This window comes from Hamadaea tsunoensis DSM 44101 (assembly GCF_000428945.1).
Taxonomy (GTDB): Bacteria; Actinomycetota; Actinomycetes; order Mycobacteriales; family Micromonosporaceae; genus Hamadaea; species Hamadaea tsunoensis.
This window is the reverse complement of the sequence record NZ_AUAX01000008.1, coordinates 23,826-40,518: the sequence shown is the minus strand read 5'-3', so window position 1 is coordinate 40,518 and position 16,693 is coordinate 23,826. Positions and strand designations below refer to the sequence as shown.

The following is a 16,693-nucleotide window of genomic DNA, read 5'->3' as shown; positions in this document are numbered from 1 at the left end:
TGACAAAGGTCGAACGCAATCGGCCGAAACCGTGAAGGTGGTTCAAGGCCGGAAGCGCGCCCCAAGTCGCGCCGGTGGAGAATGCCGGTCATGACTGGCCGCCGGCTCACCGCCGCCCTCCTCGCCGTCGCCCTCGGTGCGACCGCCTGCTCCCCGAAGTCCGGCACCCTCTCGGCGACACAGGGCCCGTCGCAGAGCGCGACACAGGGTGCGGAGGGGGCGGTTCCGGTGTATTACGGCATCGACGACGCCGGTACGCAGAAGCTGGTCCGCGAGTACCACTCCAGCGACAAGACCGGTGCCGAGGACAAGGCTTCGTTCGCCGTGTCGGAGATGCTGGACCAGAACGCCGTCGACCCGGAGTACCACAGCCTGTGGCCGGAGGGTTCCCAGCTGGCGGGCCTGTCGATCAGCGGTGACACGACGACGGTCGACATCACCGGCGGTGAGACTCCGGAGCCGATCGCGCTGCAGGAGCTGGCCTGGACCGTCACCGCGGTGACCGGCAAGCCGAAGGTCCAGCTCAAGGACGGCCCGCTGCTGACCCGGGCGAGTGCCGTCGACACGCTGTACCCGGTGTGGGTGATCTCGCCGCAGGAAGGTGACCAGGTCGGCGGGGACGTGCGGATCCATCTGGCCGGGATCGTCTTCGAAGCCACGATCAACTACGACGTGCTCTCCGGTGCGCAGGTCGTCAAGCACGACGTGGTCCACCTGGACAAGGGCGCCCCGGACCAGGGCGAGGCCACGCTGACCCTGCACCTCGACGCGGGCAGCTACGTCATCGAGGCGTACGAGGTGTCGCAGAAGGACGGCAGCAGGCAGCACGTCGACACGCACAGCTTCACCGTGGGTTGAGCACACCCCGGGGACCGGCGCTATGTCGGTCCCCGCCACAGCGATCAGGCGTACGCGGGGTCATCATCGGGTCCATGAAGATCCGCGCTGGTGGCATCGAGCAGAACGTCCTGGTCCGCGGCCCGCTGGACGGCCCGCCCGTGCTTCTGGTGCACGGGAACTGTTCGTCGGCAGACTTCTGGCTGCCGCTCCTGCGGCACCTGCCCGAGCACTGGCGGATCGTCGCGCCTGACCTGCGCGGTTACGGCACGACCGACGCGGCCCCCGTCGACGCCACCTGCGGGCTGGGCGAGTTCGGCGCCGATCTGCTCGCTCTCCTTCCCCACGTGTACGCGCAACCGGCCCGCCCGGTCGTCGTCGGCCACTCGATGGGCGGCGGGGTCGCCATGGATCTCGCGATCGCCGCGCCGGACCGGGTCGCCGCGCTGGTGCTGGAGTCGCCGCTGTCGCCGCGCGGCTTCGGGATCGGCGGCGCGGGCAGCGTCAACGCCGACTTCGTCGCCCGCCTCGCCGCCGGGGACCGGGGCGAGGACGCCGCGAGCCCGCGTACGGTGCTGCGGACGTGTTACGTCGCGGATCCGGCTTCGCTCGGAGACGACGAGGAACTCCTGCTCGACACGGTTCTGTCCACCGTGGTCGGTGACGGCAACTACCCCGGCGACTCCGTCGCGTCCGGGGACTGGCCCGGCGTCGCGGCCGGTACGCGCGGCGTCGCCAACGCGATGGACCCGGCGAACCACGACATCGCCGACGCTTTCGCCGCCCTGCCGGTGAAGCCGCCCGTCACCTGGGTACGCGGCGACAAGGACGTGATCGTGTCCGACACGTCGCTGTTCGATCTCGCGTACCTGGGTCAGCTGGGTGTGGTGCCGGGCTGGCCCGGTGCCGCGAGCCGCCCGCCGCAGCCGATGGTGACCGAGACGCGGGAGGTGCTCGACCGTTACGGCCCCTACGAGGAGGTCGTGTACGCGAACGTGGGGCACAGCCCGCACATCGAGCGCCCGCTGGAGTTCGCCGATCTGCTGCGGCAGGTCGTCGGGGCCTAGAGTTCGACGCTGCCGCCGACCGGGATGCGGGCGTACTGCGTGTTCGCCTTCATCTCGAACCAGCGGTCCGCGCCGGGCTGGCCGATGTCCTCGCTGAGCATCCGGTCGTGGATCGGGTACGCCCGCGCGGGTTTGACGGCCCGCGCGAAGTCGAGGCCCTCGGACAGCTTGAACCAGGGGGCCGAGACCGGCACGAGCAGCGTCTCGACGTCGGCCTCGGGCACGAACAGCGAGTCGCCGGGGTGGTAGACCGCGCCGCCGGTCGAGCCGGTGACGAGGTAGCCGACATTGGCGCAGCCGGGCAGGCCCTCGTAGATCTCGGCGTGCGCGCCGCCGACGACGTTGACGCTGAACCCGGCCGCCTCGAACCCGTCGCCGGTCGTGACGGTCGTCACCGTGTCGCCGAGCAGATCCCGCAGCTCGGACGCGATCGGATCCGGCGCCCACACGCGCAGCGCGGAGTTCCTGCGGGCCGCCGCGGCGAGGGTCTCCGGGTGCACGTGGTCGAAGTGCTCGTGGGTCACCAGCACGTCCTCGACACCCTCGTACGCCTCCGGTTCGGTCCAGACGCCGGGATCGAGCAGCAGCGAGCGCCCGCCGTCGTGCAACCGTACGCAGGCGTGCGTGAACTTGATCAACTCCATGGGCACAACCCTACGCCGCCGGGTTCTCAGCGGGTGGAACCCGTCACCGCGGTGGGAAAAGGAGTTCCAGACTCGGGCAGAATGGGCGGCGTGAAGACGTTCGAGGAGCTCTTCGAGGAACTGGCGGCCAAGGTCGCCGCGGGGGATCCCGCCTCGGGGACGGTTGCCGCGGTACGCGCAGGTGTGCACGGCGTGGGCAAGAAGGTCGTCGAGGAGGCGGCCGAGTCGTGGATGGCGGCGGAGCACGAGGGGCCCGAACGGGCCGCCGAGGAGATCTCGCAGCTGCTCTACCAGGCGCAGGTGCTCATGCTCGCCACCGGTATCACGCTGAAGGACGTCTACCGACATCTCTAGGTCGCGCCACCGCCCGCCCGGTCCGACCCTGAGAGGAACACCACCCGACATGCTCCGCATCGCGATCCCCAACAAGGGGACCCTGTCCAAACCCGCCATCGAGATGTTCCGCGAGGCCGGGTACGCGCAGCGTACCGACGACCGTGATCTCGCCTGCCTGGACACCGCCAACGACATCGAGTTCTTCTACCTGCGCCCCCGCGACATCGCCACCTACGTCGGCTCCGGCGACCTCGACCTCGGGGTGACCGGCCAGGATCTGCTGATCGACGGCGGTTCGCCGGTCGCGCAGCTGCTGCCGCTCGGCTTCGCCGGGGCGACCTTCCGGTTCGCCGCGCCGGCGGGCACCATGACCGACCTGTCCGGCCTGGACGGCAAGCGGATCGCCACGGCGTACCCGGGGCTGGTCGAGCGCTACCTGGAGGAGCACGACCTGAAGGCCCGGGTCGTCGAGCTGGACGGCGCGGTCGAGAACGCGGTACGCCTCGGCGTCGCCGACCTGATCGCGGACGTGGTGGCCACCGGTGCGACCCTGCGCCAGGCCGGCCTGGTCCCGATCGGCGACCCGATCACGGTGTCGGAGGCGGTGCTGATCCACCGCGCCGGCGAGGACGCCTCGGCCGGCCCGGTCGCCCAGCTGATCCGCCGCCTCCAGGGTGTCCTGGTCGCCCGCCGGTACGTGATGCTCGCGTACGACTGCCGTGCGGACCGGCTCGAGGACGCGGTGGCGCTGACGCCGGGCATCGAGTCGCCGACGGTGTCGCCGCTGCACCGGGAGGGCTGGGTCGCCGTGCAGGCCATGGTCCAGCGGTCCGAGGTGCACCGGATCATGGACGAGCTCTACGAGATCGGCGCCCGCGCGATCCTGGTCTACGACCTGCACGCCTGCCGCCTCTGACCCCGCTCGACCCCGCGGCACCGCCTCGACCCCGCGGCACCGTCGCTTGATCCCGTTCGGATCAGGGAACTCACCCGAATCTTGGACCAAGATTACGTGGCCATCCCTGATCCGAACGGGATCTTCGGTTCGGGCGGGAGCCCCGGGCCAAGGGGAGCGTCGATGCAAGCCGGATCTTGGCGTATTGACCTGCGTTTATAGGCGAACTGGAGTGAGCCTGGAGCGGCCGCGCCCATTCTGTGCCCCTCGCAATGACCGAGGGGAGAAACGATGTTCAAGATGCGTCGCGGCGCCGCGCGGATCGGCCTCATTGGCGCCTTCGCCACCGTGGTCGTCGCGCTCGGGGCCGGCACCGCCTTCGCGGCCACCGGCACCGTCCACACCGACAGCGGTGCGGCGCTCAACGTGCGGTCCGGCCCGCACACGTCCTCCAGCGTCGTCGGCAGCGTCGCCAGCGGCGCGACGGTGACGATCACCTGCCAGACGTACGGGGACACGGTGACCGGCAAGTACGGCACCAGCAACATCTGGGACAAGATCTCGTCCGGCTACGTGTCCGACACGTACGTCTACACGGGATCGGACGACCTCGTGGCGCCGCTCTGCGGCTCCGGCACCCAGTGCTCGACGAGCGGCCTCGGCGACCCGAAGAGCTGCTCGCAGGCGGTCACCTGGGCGATCAACCACGAGACGACCACGTACCACTCGGAGTACTACAACCTGTGCGACCACGTCGCCGGCCTGGCGTACGGCTTCCCGGCCAGCGGGTCGACGACGGCGTACAACCACTGGCTGGCGGTGCCGGCGGCCTACAAGCACGCCGGGGACACCAACGTTCCGGCCGGCGGCCTCGCGTTCTTCTCGGGCGGTTCGGGCCACGTGATGATCTCGATCGGCGGCGGCAAGTTCGTCTCCAACGACATCCACGGCAACGGGACGCTCACGGAGACCACGATCGCCGAGATCAAGAACACCTGGGGCAAGCCGTACCTCGGTTGGACCCAGCCCTGGTTCCAGTACAACCACTGATCCTGTTCCCCCGCCAGCCGTCCGGTCCCGCGTGCTCAGCGGGGCCGGACGGCGCCTTGTCCGCACTGTCCACACTGGTGAGATGGAAATGCTGTCGACGACCGAGCGCGCGGTGTGGGACGCCTACGCACAGGGAGAGATCCTTGATCTCGCGGCGGTGGCGGACCGGGTCGTCCGCGCGTCCGTCCTGCGCCGGCTCGTCCTCGACGAGGGGGCGAACCCCGCCACCGCCCGGCTGCGGCTGCGCAGCGCGGACATCGACGGCGCGCTGGACCTCACCGACGTCGGCGTCGACCGGGTGCTGCGCTTCGACGGCTGCCGGTTCGCCGAGACGCCGCGGATCAACGACAGCCGCTTCCGCCACGTGAGCTTCAGCCGCTCCCGGCTGCCGGGCCTGGAGGCGTACAACACCGTCATCGACATCGACCTGCGCCTGCACGGTACGCACATCGACGGCTGTGTCGGCGTCGACGACGCCCGGATCGGCGGCACGCTGGCGTTGGACGGCGCCCGGATCGAGGGCTGGGACGGCGTGGCGATCGCGGGTACGCGGCTGACCGTCGGCCGGGACATCCTCGGCCGCGAGGGCTTCACCGCCACCGGAGCGGTGCTGCTGAACGACGCCGACGTCGGCGGCTCGATCCGGTTCGCCGGCGCCCGGATCGCCCACCCCGGCGGCCGTGCCCTGTCCGCGCCCGACCTCAGCGTCGGCGCGATCTGCGATCTCTGCGACGGCTTCACCGCCGTGGGCACGGTGACGCTGGCGCACGCGCGGGTCCACAGCAAGCTCTGCTTCGACGGCGCCCGCATCGACGACCTCGATCTGCGGCACGTCCGGACCCGGGAACTCGTCCTGCGCGGCCCGTCCGCCGTCGATCTCCGCCACGCCGAGGTCGAATCCCTGCGCGACGACCCGGCGACCTGGCCCGAGCGGATCAGCCTCGACGGCTTCCGGTACCGGACCCTGTCCGGCGGGGCCGACCGCCTGCCCTGGCTGCGCCGGGATCCCCAGGGCCACCGGCCGCAGGCGTACGCGCAACTGGCCGGGGTCCTGCGCGAGAACGGCCAGGAGCCGGCGGCGCGTACGGTGCTGCTGGCGGGGGAGCGCCACCGGCGGGACTCGGCCGGCCGGCTCGCCCGCTGGTGGGGCTACGTGCAGGACGTCGCCGTCGGCTACGGCTACCGGCCGGGCCGGGCGGCGGCCTGGTTCGCGGTGCTCGCCGCGATCGGCACCGCGGCGTTCACCCGCTGGCCGCCGGTCGCCGTCCAGCCCGGCCAGCCCGTCGCCCTGCACCCGCCCGTGTACGCCCTCGACGTCCTGCTGCCGATCGTGGACTTCGGACAGGAGCGCTCGTTCGCCGCGGTCGGCTGGACGGTGTGGCTCGCGTACGCGTTGTCCGCCGCCGGCTGGGTCCTCGCCACGACGATCGCCGCCGGGGCGACGCGTACGCTGCGCAAATGATCGTCAGGAAGCCGGTTTCTGGCCCATGAGCTGGCCGAGCATGGCCTGGAGGTCCGACGGGCCGGGCATCTGGCCGTTGGGTGTGGCCGTGTCGACCAGTTGCGGCAGGACCTGCGCGAGCTGGTCCGCGGCCTGGTCCGGGGCGATGCCGGCCTGCTGCGCGACCTGATCGAGATTGTCGGCGCCGAGCGCGTCGGTGAGCTGCTGCCCGGTGACCGGCTGGTTCTCGCCGGTGCCGACCCACGATTGCACCTGCTGTCCGAGGCCGGCCGAGTTCAGCTGGTCCATCAAGCCGCCGAGCTGGCCGTTCTGGCCGCCTTGCGCGCCGCCGAGCTTGCTGAGCACGCCGGAGAGCATCTGGCGGACGTTCGGGTCGTTGAGCAGCTTCATGATCTGGCTCAGGTCAATGGTCATAGGCCGGATTCTTCTCGAAACGGGCAGGTCCGCGCCCGGTTTTCCGGTCAAAAGCGCTGGTGGCAGGATGAAGACGTGACCGGCTCCCCCGAAACCCTCGATGTACGCCCCCGCAAGGTACGCCGTGTCGCGTACGTGTCGGCGGCGGTCATTCTCGTGGTGTTCGTCCTCATCGCGACCGCCCTGACCGGTTCGACCGGTGAGGGCACGGCGGTCTTCCAGCCGGGGGACCAGCTGGCGATGATCGGCCTCGGTGTGTGCGCGGCGCTGGGCGCGCTCGCGTTCGCCCGCCCGCGCGTCAAGGCGACGGCCGACGGCGTCTGGGTCCGCAACGTGATCGGCAGCTACGACCTGCCCTGGTCGGCCGTCCGCTCGGTACGCTTCGACAAGGGTCATCCGTGGGTGACGCTGGAGATGATGGACGACGACACCGTGGCGGTGCTGGCGGTGCAGGCGACCGACAAGGAGTACGCGCTGGCGGCCGTCCGCGGGCTGCGCAAGCTGCACGGCGCGGCGCACGGCGCCGAGATCCTGTCCGATTCGCACTCCTAACGGCGACCTGGTAAAGTTTCTTCGTCGACCTTGCTGATGCCGCATTCCATCCGGATGTAGCTCCGCCCAGATGCGGAGATGTATCCACCAGGACGCGGCGACGGCAGAACGAAGCGGAGCGCCTGCTCCCACCCGGACGCCCCAGAGCGCCCCGGGTCCGGTCACCACGGCGAGAGCGCCGGCCGTAAGGCTGTGCGACCCTCAGTGTGGTTCGTGCGCCTGCGTGCGTGGACCGGTCGAGCGGGCCCTGGCATGCGCCGGGGCCTTCTGCTTTGGCCCGACGGTGCACCACGCGCTCGCGCGGGGAACGCCGGAACGGGTCGCTGGGCACGCCCCAGGTCGGCATGGACACTAACTGAGGAGGCCACATCAGCGTCGAGCCACGCGTGAACGATCAGATCAGGGCACGGGAAGTCCGCCTGGTCGGCCCTGAGGGTGAGCAGGTCGGCATCGTTCCGATCGAGCGCGCTCTGCAGCTGGCCGCGGACGTGGACCTGGATCTGGTCGAGGTGGCGCCGATGGCCCGCCCGCCCGTCTGCAAGCTCATGGACTTCGGCAAGTTCAAGTACGAGAGCGCGCTCAAGGCGAGGGAAGCCCGGCGTAACCAGCAGCAGACCATCATCAAAGAGATGAAGCTGCGCCCGAAGATCGACCAGCACGACTACGAGACCAAGAAGGGTCACGTCGTGCGATTCCTCAAGGCCGGGGACAAGGTCAAGGTGACCATCATGTTCCGCGGCCGCGAGCAGAGCCGGCCCGAGCTGGGCTACCGGCTGCTGCGCAAGCTTGAGGAAGAGGTCTCGGAACTGGGCTTCGTCGAGGCCGCCCCCAAGCAGGACGGCCGAAACATGATCATGGTGCTCGCACCCAACCGCGCCACCAAGGCCGCCGCACCTTCGCGCGCGGCGAAGCCGGGCGAGGCCGAGGCGGATGACGCCGCCGCGGGCGAGCCCGAGCAGGAGGCGGTCGTCGAGGCCTGACCGGCCGCGTACGACCACACGAGCACTGTTTAGTTACAGGGAGATACTTCGTTATGCCGAAGATGAAGAGCCACACCGGCATGGGCAAGCGGGTCCGGGTCACCGGTTCCGGCAAGATCGTTAAGCAGCAGGCCGGCCTTCGCCACAACCTGGAGAAGAAGGCTTCCAAGGTTACGCGCCGCCTGACGGGCACCGTCGTGGTTGCCAAGGTCGACGTTCCGCGAATCAACCGCCTGCTCGGCCGCTGACGCGCGCCAGACCCGAACTGAAGGAGTAATTCGAGATGGCACGCGTCAAGCGGGCGGTCAACGCCCAGAAGAAGCGCCGTACCCTGCTGGAGACCGCGAGCGGCTACCGCGGTCAGCGCTCCCGCCTGTACCGCAAGGCCAAGGAGCAGGTGCTGCACTCGATGCAGTACGCGTACCGCGACCGCCGTGACCGCAAGGGCGACTTCCGCCAGCTGTGGATCACGCGTATCAACGCCGCGGCCCGCGCCAACGGCATGACGTACAACCGCCTCATCCAGGGCCTGAAGCTGGCCGAGATCGAGGTCGACCGCAAGATCCTGGCCGACCTGGCCGTCCGCGACGAGGCCGCGTTCGCCGCGCTCGTCGAGATCGCCCGCAAGGCCGTCGCGGCCGCGCAGGCCTGATCCAAGGCACAAGGCACATGCAGCGACCCGGGGAAGCCCCGTTCACACGGCGGACTCCCCGGGTCGTTTCTGCTATCAAGCTGCAGAAGCGCAAGGACCGCGACGCGACGCGTACCTTCCTGGCCGAAGGGCCGCAGGCGGTCACCTCCGCCCTCGCCGCCGGCGTGGTCCGCGAGATCTTCGCCACCGCCGACCGCGCCGCCGACTACCCCGGCGCCTCCGTCGTCACCGACGACGCGATGGCCGCCCTCGGCGAAACCGTCCAGCCCCAGGGCGTCGTCGCCGTCTGCGACACCGTCGACATCCCGCTCGAACAGGCCCTCGCGAACCAGCCCCGGCTCGTCGCCGTCGTCTGGGAGACCCGCGACCCGGGCAACGCCGGCACGATCCTGCGTACCGCCGACGCCGCGGGCGCCCAGACCGTCGTCTTCGCCGGCGACTCCGTCGACCCTTACAACGGCAAATGTGTACGCTCCAGCGCCGGCAGCCTGTTCCACCTCGACGTGGTACGCGTACCCGACCCGGCCGACCTGATCACGTCGCTGCGCTCCGCGGGCCTGCGTACCTTCGCCACCAGCGGGTACGCGCCGCGCGACCTGGACGAGCTGACGGACGGCGGGGGGCTGTCGGGGCGTACCGCCTGGATCTTCGGGTCGGAGGCGCACGGCCTGCCCGCAGAGGTCCTCCACGCGGCCGACGAGTCGGTCCGCGTCCCGATCTACGGCGGCGCCGAAAGCCTCAACCTGGCCGCCGCCGCCGCAGTCTGCCTCTACGCCTCCGCCCGAGCCCTCAGATCTCAAACCTTCTAGGGACTTTGTCCGCTCTGGGGTGATTCCGGCGGTGATGCGCCGGTCAGAGCAGGAACGCCGAGGCGCGTTCGGCGACCGCCGGCGCGGTCTTTCCCTCCGGGCCGAAGTGGCTTAGGCCTGGCATGGTCTCGGAGGTGGCGCCCGGGAGTGTATGGCTTAGGGCATCGAGTTGCGTCCGGATTGCGGCGGCGGTGCGGCTGCCATGAAGCACCAGCACCGGGACGGTGATGGCCGCGTACTCCGCGAGGTGCCCCCGGCGGGCGGCGATCTGCTCGTGTTCGGCCAGGTTGGCTTCGAGGAGCGGCCGCATGCGCTGCCAGGCCGCGCCGCGGAATCCGACCTGCATCGCGAGGCGCAGGTACCAGTACGGCATCTTGGCCACGGCGGCGGGCGCTCCGCTCGAACCGCGGATGAAGTGCGCGAACGCCCCGTACGGGTCTCCGGCCGCCAGCCGTTGCCGGTACGGCTCCATCCATCCGGTCGCGATCGGCTCGCACGGCACCCCCGGTTCGTAGAGGGCGATGCGGTGGAACACCGCAGACCGCAGTGCGGTTTCCACGAGGGCGAAGCCGCCGAAACTGTGTCCGAACGCCAGCCGGGCGCCGGTCTGCGCCTGGACGGCGAGCAGGTCGTCGACCTCCCGGTCCAGCGAATAGCCGGGCCCTTGCGGTCCACTGGCCCCGCGGCCGCGTCGCTCGACGAGGTGGACGGTGCATCGGTCGGCCAGGGCGCGGGCCAGCGGAACGTAGTCCTCGGAGGTCCGCAGGGCGCCGCCCACGACGATGAGGCCCGGGCCGGTGCCCATCGTGCGGTAGGCGATTCGCGTGCCGTCAGGGGAAACGGCTGCGCTGCGCTGCTGCGCTGGGGCGGAGACGGTGGCGCTCATGGAGTCTTCTCCTGTTCGATGCGGTCCAGGGTGCTCAGCAGCCGTTCGGTGTGCTCGGCGTACTGCGCATACGGCACGCCGCTGTGCTCGACGAGGCCGGCCAGCCGATCCTCGAAGTCGCGCCGGACCGCCGTCACCAGTTGCCGGCCCTGGTCAGTGAGGCTCAGCCGCCGCCGGTTGCCCCCGGCGGGGTCGGCCTCGACGTTGAGCAACCCGTCGGCGGCCAGGACCGCGGTCATGCGGCTGACTGACGGCTCTGTCACGCCGAGCTCGTCGGCGAGCGCGCGCTGCGTCGACGCTCCCAGTTCGCCGACGAAGACCAGCGCCAGGAAGCGGCGGTAGGAGATCCCGTGCTGAGCTCGCAGAAGCCGGTCACCCATCCGATCCAGACGGGCGGTGAGCACGTGCAGAGCAAAGCTGAGGTTGTGGGGCACCTAGCTAAGATAGCATGCTATCTTAGCTTTGCAAGTCTGTCTCCGCCGAGCCGGCCCGGTGATGCCGCGGTGATGGATGCTTCGCCCCACTCGGCTGGCAGGTAGGCCCCCCAGGGCCGAGCGGTCTCCCGCGGGAGGAGCGGAGGTGAGATCGGCGAACCCGGGACAAGATGCTCTTGCCCTTGACTGCCCTTAAATTTGATCTTCAAATGCCCCCACCTAGACTGTTCGGGTCAAGCGACTGGAGTTCTGATGACATATCGCTCTGATCCCTACGACCCGAAGCAGGTGGCCTTGCTCTCGCCCGAATCCCTGCAGGCCGCCACCGCGGAGGCGCAGACCGCCTTCGCCGGCGCGTCCGACCTGGATGCCCTGGTCGCGCTGAAGCCGCAGCATCTCGGCGACCGGTCGACGGTGTCGCTGGCGCGGCGGGAGATCGGCGCGCTGCCGCCGGCCGCGAAGTCCGACGCCGGGCAGCGCGTGAACGCCGCGCGGACGGCGATTCAGGCCGCGTACGACGCGCGGCTGGCCGTGCTGGAGGAGGAGCGGGCGTCGCGCGTGCTCGTCGAGGAGCGCGTGGACGTGACGCTGCCGGGTGACCGGCGGCCGCGGGGGGCGCGGCATCCGCTGACGACGCTCATGGAGCGGGTCGCGGACATGTTCGTGGGCATGGGTTACGAGGTCGCCGAGGGGCCCGAGGTCGAGTTGGAGTGGGCGAACTTCGACGCGCTCAACATCTCCCCGGATCATCCGGCGCGCGGGCTCATGGACACGTTCTGGGTCGCGGGCCAGGACCAGGCGCAGGCGACCGAGTCCGGTCTGGTGCTGCGTACGCACACCAGCCCCGTCCAGGCGCGCACGATGCTGAGCCGCAAGCCCCCGATCTACGTGGTCGTGCCGGGCAAGGTGTACCGGACCGACGAGTTGGACGCGACGCACTCCCCGGTGTTCCACCAGGTCGAGGGGCTCGTGGTCGACAAGGGCATCACGATGGCCCACCTGAAGGGCACGCTGGACCATTTCGCGCGGCAGATGTTCGGGCCGGACGCGCGTACGCGCTGGCGCCCGCACTACTTCCCGTTCACCGAGCCGTCGGCGGAGTTCGACGTGTGGTTCGCCGAGCACCGCGACGGTCCGCAATGGGTGGAGTGGGGCGGCTGCGGCATGGTGAACCCGAACGTGCTGCGGGCCTGCGGCATCGACCCGGAGGTCTACTCCGGTTTCGCGTTCGGGATGGGGATCGAACGTACGCTCATGTTCCGCAACGGGCTCGCCGACATGCGCGAGATGATGGAAGGCGATGTGCGGTTCACCCGCGCGTTCGGCATGGAGGTGCACTGAGATGCGGGTGGGTCTGTCGTGGCTGCGTGAGTACGCCGCCCTGCCCGACTCGGTCACGGCCGAGGAACTGGACGCGGCGCTGAACAACCTCGGCATCGAGGTCGAGCACATCGTCGACCAGCGGGCGACGGTGAAGGGTTCGCTCGTGGTCGGCAAGGTGCTGACGATCGAGGAGCTGCCGGGCTTCAAGAAGCCGATCCGGTTCTGCACCGTGGACGTCGGCCAGGCCAACGGCAGCGGGGCGCCGCAGGAGATCGTCTGTGGGGCGACCAACTTCGCCGAGAGCGACCTCGTCGTGGTCATCCTGCCCGGCGGCGAACTGCCGGGCGGTTTCCAGATCGGGGCGCGCAAGACGTACGGCCACATGTCGGCCGGCATGATCTGCTCGTCGCGGGAGCTGGGGCTGTCCGACGAGCACGACGGCATCATCGTGCTCGACCCCACGGTGGTCAAAGCGGTGCCGGGCGTCGACGCCCGGCCGATCGTCGGCCTGGACGACGTCATCGTCGAGGTCACGATCACGCCCGACCGCGGCTACCAGATGTCGGTGCGCGGCCTCGCCCGCGAGCTGGCCCAGGCGTTCGGCGTCGCGTTCACCGACCCGGGCCTGGCCCCGGCGCCGGGGAAGACGGCCGAGCCCGCCTGGCCGCTCACCGTCGAGGACCCGGTCGGCTGCGACCGTTTCGCGGCGCGGCTCGTCCGCGACGTCGACCCGAAGGCCGCGACGCCGGACTTCATGCAGCGGCGCCTCACCACGGCCGGCATCCGTACGCTCGGCCTGCCGGTCGACATCACCAACTACGTGATGCTGGAACTCGGGCAGCCGATGCACGCGTTCGACGCCGACCGGATCTCCGGCGCCCTCGTGGTACGCCGGGCCCGCGACGGCGAGCAGCTGACCACTCTGGACGGTGTGAAGCGCAAGCTGGTCGCCGAGGACATGGTGATCTGCGACGAGTCCGGGCCCATCTCGCTGGCCGCCGTCATGGGCGGGCAGACCAGCGAGGTCGTCGACGACACCACGACCGTGCTGTTCGAGGCGGCGCACTGGGACCCGGTGATGGTCGGGCGTACGGCGCGGCGGCACAAGCTGTTCTCGGAGGCGGCCAAGCGCTGGGAGCGCGGCGTCGACCGGGAGCTCTGCCTCGTCGCCGTCGAGCGCGCGGTCCGGCTGCTGGAGGAGCACGGCGGCGGCCGGCCCGGCGACGAGATCCTCGACATCGACCACCGGCCCGAGGCCCGGCACATCACGATGAACCCCGGCCTGCCGTCCCGCCTCATCGGCGTGGACTACTCGGCCGACCAGGTGACGGACCTGCTGACCAAGGTCGGCTGCTTCGTCGCGCAGTACGACGACCGGCTCGACGTGACGCCGCCGAGCTGGCGGCCCGACCTCGTCCAGGGCGCCGACCTCGTCGAGGAGGTCGTGCGGCAGGGCGGGTTCGACCGCGTACCGAGCACGCTGCCGATCGCGCCGCCCGGCAACGGGCTCACCCCGAGCCAGCGCCGCAAGCGGTCGGTCGGCCGGGCGCTCGCCGAGCAGGGCTACGTCGAGGCGCTGACCAGCCCGTTCGTGTCGGCCGGGGTGCTGTCGGCACTCGGCCTGCCGACCCAGGCGGTGCGGCTGGCCAACCCCCTGTCGGAGGAAGAGCCCTACATGCGTACGTCGCTGCTGCCGGGTCTGCTCGGCACGCTGCGGCGCAACGTCGGCCGGGGCAACCGCGACGTCGCCCTCTTCGAGCAGGGCCTGGTCTTCCTGCCCGCGCCGGAGAGCGGCACGCCGCCGCGGATGGGCGTCGACCGCCGTCCGGCCGAGGAGGACTGGACGCTGGCCCAGCGCTACGTCCCGGTCCAGCCGTGGCACGTCGCCGCGGTCCTCGCGGGCTCGCCGCTGGAGCCGGCCGGCCGCTGGGGCGCGGGTCGCCCGGCCGACTGGTCCGACGCGATCCAGGCCGCGCGCGACATCCTCGCCGCCGCCGGCCTCGCCGCCACGCGGGTCACCGTCGCCGCGGGGGAGCGGGCCCCGTTCCACCCCGGCCGGTGCGCCGCCGTCGCGGTCGACGGCACCGTCATCGGGTACGCGGGTGAGCTGCACCCGGCCGTCTGCGCCGGACAGGATCTGCCGAAGCGTACGTGCGCGCTGGAGCTCGATCTGGACGCCGTCCCGCTGCCGGGGGTCACCCCGCCGCCGGTGCTGTTCAACTTCCCGGCCGCCCTCATCGACGTCGCCCTCGTCGTCCCGGACGGTACGCCGTCCGCCGAAGTCGAGGCGGCCCTCCGCGAGGGTGCGGGCGACCTGCTCGAAGCGGTACGCCTCTTCGACGTGTACACCGGCAAGGGCGTCGAGGACGGGCACAAGTCGCTCGCGTACGCGCTGGTGTTCCGGGCGAGTGACCGGACGCTGACGGTGGACGAGGCGGTCGCCGCCCGGGACGCCGCGGTGGCCGTGGCCGCCGGGCGCTTCGGCGCGACCCTGCGCGGGGCCTGAGCGGTTTCGTGGACGCGCCGCCGGCCCCGGGTCGGCGGCGCGTCACCGGGCCGGCCGGACCAGCCCGGACTCGTACGCGACGATCACCAGCTGGGCGCGGTCGTGCGCCCCGAGCTTGGTCATCGACCGGTTCACGTGGGTCTTCACGGTGTGCGGGCTGACCACGAGCCGGGCGGCGATGTCGTCATTGGACAGGCCGGCGGCCACGAGTTCCAGCACCTCGCGCTCCCGCTCGGTGAGCGCGTCCAGCAGTCCCGCCGGATAGGCCGGCTCGGGCGCGGCCAGGAACCGGGCGATCAGCGTACGCGTGGCCGCCGCCGACAGCAGCGCGTCACCTCGATGGATCGTGCGGATGGCCGCCAGCAGTTCCCCGGGTTCGGCGCCCTTGCCGAGGAAGCCGCTCGCCCCGGCGCGCAGGCCCTGGAAGACGTACTCGTCGATCTCGAAGGTCGTCAGGATCAGCACCCGTACGCCGGGCAGCTCCCCGGTGATCGTGGCGGTGGCGGCCAGCCCGTCCAGGTCCGGCATCCGGATGTCCATGAGCACGACGTCCGGCCGATGTAGGCGGGCCTGCTCGATCGCGCCGCGCCCGGTGGCCGCCTCGGCGACGACCGCCATGTCCGGCGCGGCGTCGATGAACACCCGGAAACCGCCGCGTACCAGCGGCTGATCGTCGGCCAGCAGGATCCGCACGGCCGTGTTCACGGTGTCACCGGCAGGGCCGCCGCGACGAGGAAGCCGCCACCCGCGCGGGGACCGGCGGCGAGTGTTCCGCCGAGGGCGGCGACCCGCTCGCGCATGCCGGTGAGGCCGTGACCCGGGCCGTCGGCGGCCGGCGGCGCAACGGGCCCGGGCTCGTTGGCGACGAGGATGTCCAGCCGCCCCGGCCGGTATTCGAGCGTGACCGCCACCGCCGTCCGCCCCGCGTGCCGGCACACGTTCGTCAGCGACTCCTGCACCACCCGGTACGCCGTCACGTCCACCGCGGCCGGCAGCGGTACGGGCTCGCCGGTCTCGTGCAGCGCGATGCCCAGACCGGACTGGCGGAAGGTTGCGTACAGGGCTTCGAGACCGGCGAGGCCGACGGTCGGCTCCAGCGGGGCCGGGTTCTCCCCGGGCGCGCGCAGCAGCCCGACCGTGTCCCGGAGTTCGCCGAGCGCGACCCGGCTCGCCGTGCGTACGTGCCGCAGGGCGTCGAGTGCCTGGCAGGGATCGCTGCTCAGCGTGTGCGCCGCGACGGCGGACTGCACGTTGATCACCGCGAGCTGGTGGCCGAGCACGTCGTGCAGGTCGCGGGCGATCCGCAGCCGCTCGTCGGTCAGCAGCCGGGCGGCCTCCGCGTCGCGTTCCTCCTCGGCCCGCCGGGCCCGGGCCTCGACCTCGGCCAGGTACGCGCGCCGGTTGCGGGCCGCGTCGCCCATCGCCATCGCCACCGCGCCGAGCGCCACGAGCGTCAGCGTGCCCGCGCCGACGACCGAGCTCGGCCGCAGGATCAGGTGCAGGACGGCCAGGAAGACGCCGGCCACCCCGGCGCCGATCAGGTGCCCGCGCCGGTCGCGGGCGTCGGCGGCGGCGTACAGGGCCAGCAGCGGCGCCGCGAAGAGCACGACCGCCTGGTGCTCGTCGTACTGCGCCAGGAAGGCCTCCGCCGCGACCGCGCTCACCGCGAAGGACCAGGCCGGCCGGTGGCGGCGACCGAGCAGGGCGGCGCAGGCGACCACGATCGCCGCGCCCTCCCCGAGGGTCAGCGCGTGCCCGCGCGGCGGCAGCACGGCGAACCCGACGGTCGCCGCGAGCACCGCCGCCGCGAGCATCGCGTCCGTCCGTGCCACGACGCCTGTCATCC

19 protein-coding genes are annotated in these 16,693 nt (G+C 71.4%); 13 read left to right on the top strand and 6 right to left on the bottom strand.

Annotation, left to right across the window (positions count from 1 at the left end; translation table 11 throughout):
• Positions 1–90: 90 nt before the first annotated feature.
• Entirely contained in the window at positions 91–858 is a 768-nt protein-coding gene (locus tag G401_RS0116400; RefSeq protein ID WP_169734198.1) for a Gmad2 immunoglobulin-like domain-containing protein, read from the top strand.
• Between the two features lie 74 nt (positions 859–932).
• Entirely contained in the window at positions 933–1,904 is a 972-nt protein-coding gene (locus tag G401_RS0116395; RefSeq protein WP_027343361.1) for an alpha/beta fold hydrolase, read from the top strand.
• Here G401_RS0116395 and G401_RS0116390 read toward each other — a convergent pair.
• On the bottom strand, positions 1,901–2,548 hold the full coding sequence (locus G401_RS0116390) for an MBL fold metallo-hydrolase (protein ID WP_027343360.1): 648 nt from the start codon (positions 2,546–2,548) through the stop codon (positions 1,901–1,903). The two genes, G401_RS0116395 and G401_RS0116390, sit on opposite strands and share 4 nt — an antisense overlap.
• A 90-nt stretch (positions 2,549–2,638) precedes the next feature.
• Here G401_RS0116390 and G401_RS0116385 point away from each other — a divergent pair, with 90 nt between their 5' ends.
• The 4 genes from G401_RS0116385 (at position 2,639) to G401_RS0116370 (ending at position 6,291) form a co-directional block, all read left to right on the top strand.
• Positions 2,639–2,902 (top strand): phosphoribosyl-ATP diphosphatase, encoded by a 264-nt coding sequence (locus G401_RS0116385; RefSeq protein ID WP_027343359.1) that lies wholly within the window; start codon positions 2,639–2,641, stop codon positions 2,900–2,902.
• A 49-nt stretch (positions 2,903–2,951) separates the two neighbouring features.
• Positions 2,952–3,800: an ATP phosphoribosyltransferase gene (hisG, locus tag G401_RS0116380; RefSeq protein WP_027343358.1), complete on the top strand. Its 849-nt coding sequence runs from the start codon at positions 2,952–2,954 to the stop codon at positions 3,798–3,800.
• Positions 3,801–4,070: 270 nt separating this feature from the next.
• On the top strand, positions 4,071–4,829 hold the full coding sequence (locus G401_RS0116375; RefSeq protein WP_157545795.1) for an SH3 domain-containing protein: 759 nt from the start codon (positions 4,071–4,073) through the stop codon (positions 4,827–4,829).
• An 82-nt stretch (positions 4,830–4,911) separates the two neighbouring features.
• On the top strand, positions 4,912–6,291 hold the full coding sequence (locus G401_RS0116370; protein ID WP_157545793.1) for a hypothetical protein: 1,380 nt from the start codon (positions 4,912–4,914) through the stop codon (positions 6,289–6,291).
• A gap of 3 nt (positions 6,292–6,294) precedes the next feature.
• Here G401_RS0116370 and G401_RS46130 read toward each other — a convergent pair whose 3' ends face one another.
• Complete coding sequence (locus G401_RS46130) at positions 6,295–6,705, bottom strand: YidB family protein (RefSeq protein ID WP_084557259.1); 411 nt, start codon at positions 6,703–6,705, stop codon at positions 6,295–6,297.
• Between the two features lie 75 nt (positions 6,706–6,780).
• Between G401_RS46130 and G401_RS0116360 the strand changes: the two genes are divergently transcribed.
• From G401_RS0116360 to G401_RS0116340, 5 genes are all read left to right on the top strand, one after another.
• On the top strand, positions 6,781–7,257 hold the full coding sequence (locus G401_RS0116360; RefSeq protein ID WP_027343355.1) for a PH domain-containing protein: 477 nt from the start codon (positions 6,781–6,783) through the stop codon (positions 7,255–7,257).
• 386 nt (positions 7,258–7,643) lie between these two features.
• Positions 7,644–8,237, top strand: a complete 594-nt coding sequence (gene infC, locus G401_RS46125; protein ID WP_034591908.1) for a translation initiation factor IF-3 — start codon at positions 7,644–7,646, stop codon at positions 8,235–8,237.
• A gap of 53 nt (positions 8,238–8,290) precedes the next feature.
• Positions 8,291–8,485, top strand: a complete 195-nt coding sequence (rpmI, locus tag G401_RS0116350; RefSeq protein WP_027343354.1) for a 50S ribosomal protein L35 — start codon at positions 8,291–8,293, stop codon at positions 8,483–8,485.
• Positions 8,486–8,520: 35 nt separating this feature from the next.
• The gene (rplT, locus tag G401_RS0116345; RefSeq protein WP_027343353.1) at positions 8,521–8,889 is read left to right on the top strand and encodes a 50S ribosomal protein L20; all 369 of its coding nucleotides are present in this window, start codon (positions 8,521–8,523) and stop codon (positions 8,887–8,889) included.
• 17 nt (positions 8,890–8,906) lie between these two features.
• A complete protein-coding gene (locus G401_RS0116340; RefSeq protein WP_027343352.1) occupies positions 8,907–9,698 on the top strand; it encodes a TrmH family RNA methyltransferase in 792 nt (263 codons plus the stop codon).
• A gap of 43 nt (positions 9,699–9,741) precedes the next feature.
• Here G401_RS0116340 and G401_RS46120 read toward each other — a convergent pair whose 3' ends face one another.
• Together G401_RS46120 and G401_RS0116330 are read right to left on the bottom strand one after the other, a co-directional pair.
• Positions 9,742–10,584: an alpha/beta fold hydrolase gene (locus G401_RS46120; RefSeq protein ID WP_034591907.1), complete on the bottom strand. Its 843-nt coding sequence runs from the start codon at positions 10,582–10,584 to the stop codon at positions 9,742–9,744.
• Positions 10,581–11,018 (bottom strand): MarR family winged helix-turn-helix transcriptional regulator, encoded by a 438-nt coding sequence (locus G401_RS0116330; RefSeq protein WP_157545791.1) that lies wholly within the window; start codon positions 11,016–11,018, stop codon positions 10,581–10,583. The genes G401_RS46120 and G401_RS0116330 overlap by 4 nt, the downstream gene beginning before the upstream one ends.
• A gap of 252 nt (positions 11,019–11,270) precedes the next feature.
• Between G401_RS0116330 and pheS the strand changes: the two genes are divergently transcribed.
• Positions 11,271–12,359: a phenylalanine--tRNA ligase subunit alpha gene (pheS, locus tag G401_RS0116325; RefSeq protein WP_027343350.1), complete on the top strand. Its 1,089-nt coding sequence runs from the start codon at positions 11,271–11,273 to the stop codon at positions 12,357–12,359.
• A 1-nt stretch (position 12,360) separates the two neighbouring features.
• Positions 12,361–14,847 (top strand): phenylalanine--tRNA ligase subunit beta, encoded by a 2,487-nt coding sequence (pheT, locus tag G401_RS0116320; RefSeq protein ID WP_027343349.1) that lies wholly within the window; start codon positions 12,361–12,363, stop codon positions 14,845–14,847.
• Positions 14,848–14,889: 42 nt separating this feature from the next.
• On the opposite strand, the gene G401_RS0116315 is transcribed toward pheT, so the two are convergent.
• Both G401_RS0116315 and G401_RS46115 read right to left on the bottom strand, forming a co-directional pair.
• A complete protein-coding gene (locus tag G401_RS0116315) occupies positions 14,890–15,552 on the bottom strand; it encodes a response regulator transcription factor (protein WP_027343348.1) in 663 nt (220 codons plus the stop codon).
• Positions 15,549–16,691 carry a sensor histidine kinase gene (locus tag G401_RS46115; RefSeq protein ID WP_245601751.1) on the bottom strand — a complete coding sequence of 381 codons (1,143 nt, stop codon included), beginning with the start codon at positions 16,689–16,691 and terminating at the stop codon, positions 15,549–15,551. Before G401_RS46115 ends, G401_RS0116315 begins: the two co-directional genes overlap by 4 nt.
• Between the last annotated feature and the right edge of the window lie 2 nt (positions 16,692–16,693).

What these genes read in the sequence shown, in the direction of transcription:
- G401_RS0116400 (WP_169734198.1), top strand. Translation starts at nt 91, where the DNA reads ATGACTGGCCGCCGGCTCACCGCCGCCCTCCTCGCCGTCGCCCTCGGT.
- G401_RS46115 (WP_245601751.1), bottom strand. Translation starts at nt 16,691, where the DNA reads ATGACAGGCGTCGTGGCACGGACGGACGCGATGCTCGCGGCGGCGGTG.
- G401_RS46120 (WP_034591907.1), bottom strand. Translation starts at nt 10,584, where the DNA reads ATGAGCGCCACCGTCTCCGCCCCAGCGCAGCAGCGCAGCGCAGCCGTT.
- G401_RS0116340 (WP_027343352.1), top strand. Translation starts at nt 8,907, where the DNA reads ATGCAGCGACCCGGGGAAGCCCCGTTCACACGGCGGACTCCCCGGGTC.
- G401_RS0116375 (WP_157545795.1), top strand. Translation starts at nt 4,071, where the DNA reads ATGTTCAAGATGCGTCGCGGCGCCGCGCGGATCGGCCTCATTGGCGCC.
- G401_RS0116370 (WP_157545793.1), top strand. Translation starts at nt 4,912, where the DNA reads ATGGAAATGCTGTCGACGACCGAGCGCGCGGTGTGGGACGCCTACGCA.
- G401_RS46130 (WP_084557259.1), bottom strand. Translation starts at nt 6,705, where the DNA reads ATGACCATTGACCTGAGCCAGATCATGAAGCTGCTCAACGACCCGAAC.
- rpmI (WP_027343354.1), top strand. Translation starts at nt 8,291, where the DNA reads ATGCCGAAGATGAAGAGCCACACCGGCATGGGCAAGCGGGTCCGGGTC.
- pheS (WP_027343350.1), top strand. Translation starts at nt 11,271, where the DNA reads ATGACATATCGCTCTGATCCCTACGACCCGAAGCAGGTGGCCTTGCTC.
- hisG (WP_027343358.1), top strand. Translation starts at nt 2,952, where the DNA reads ATGCTCCGCATCGCGATCCCCAACAAGGGGACCCTGTCCAAACCCGCC.
- G401_RS0116395 (WP_027343361.1), top strand. Translation starts at nt 933, where the DNA reads ATGAAGATCCGCGCTGGTGGCATCGAGCAGAACGTCCTGGTCCGCGGC.
- pheT (WP_027343349.1), top strand. Translation starts at nt 12,361, where the DNA reads ATGCGGGTGGGTCTGTCGTGGCTGCGTGAGTACGCCGCCCTGCCCGAC.
- rplT (WP_027343353.1), top strand. Translation starts at nt 8,521, where the DNA reads ATGGCACGCGTCAAGCGGGCGGTCAACGCCCAGAAGAAGCGCCGTACC.
- G401_RS0116390 (WP_027343360.1), bottom strand. Translation starts at nt 2,548, where the DNA reads ATGGAGTTGATCAAGTTCACGCACGCCTGCGTACGGTTGCACGACGGC.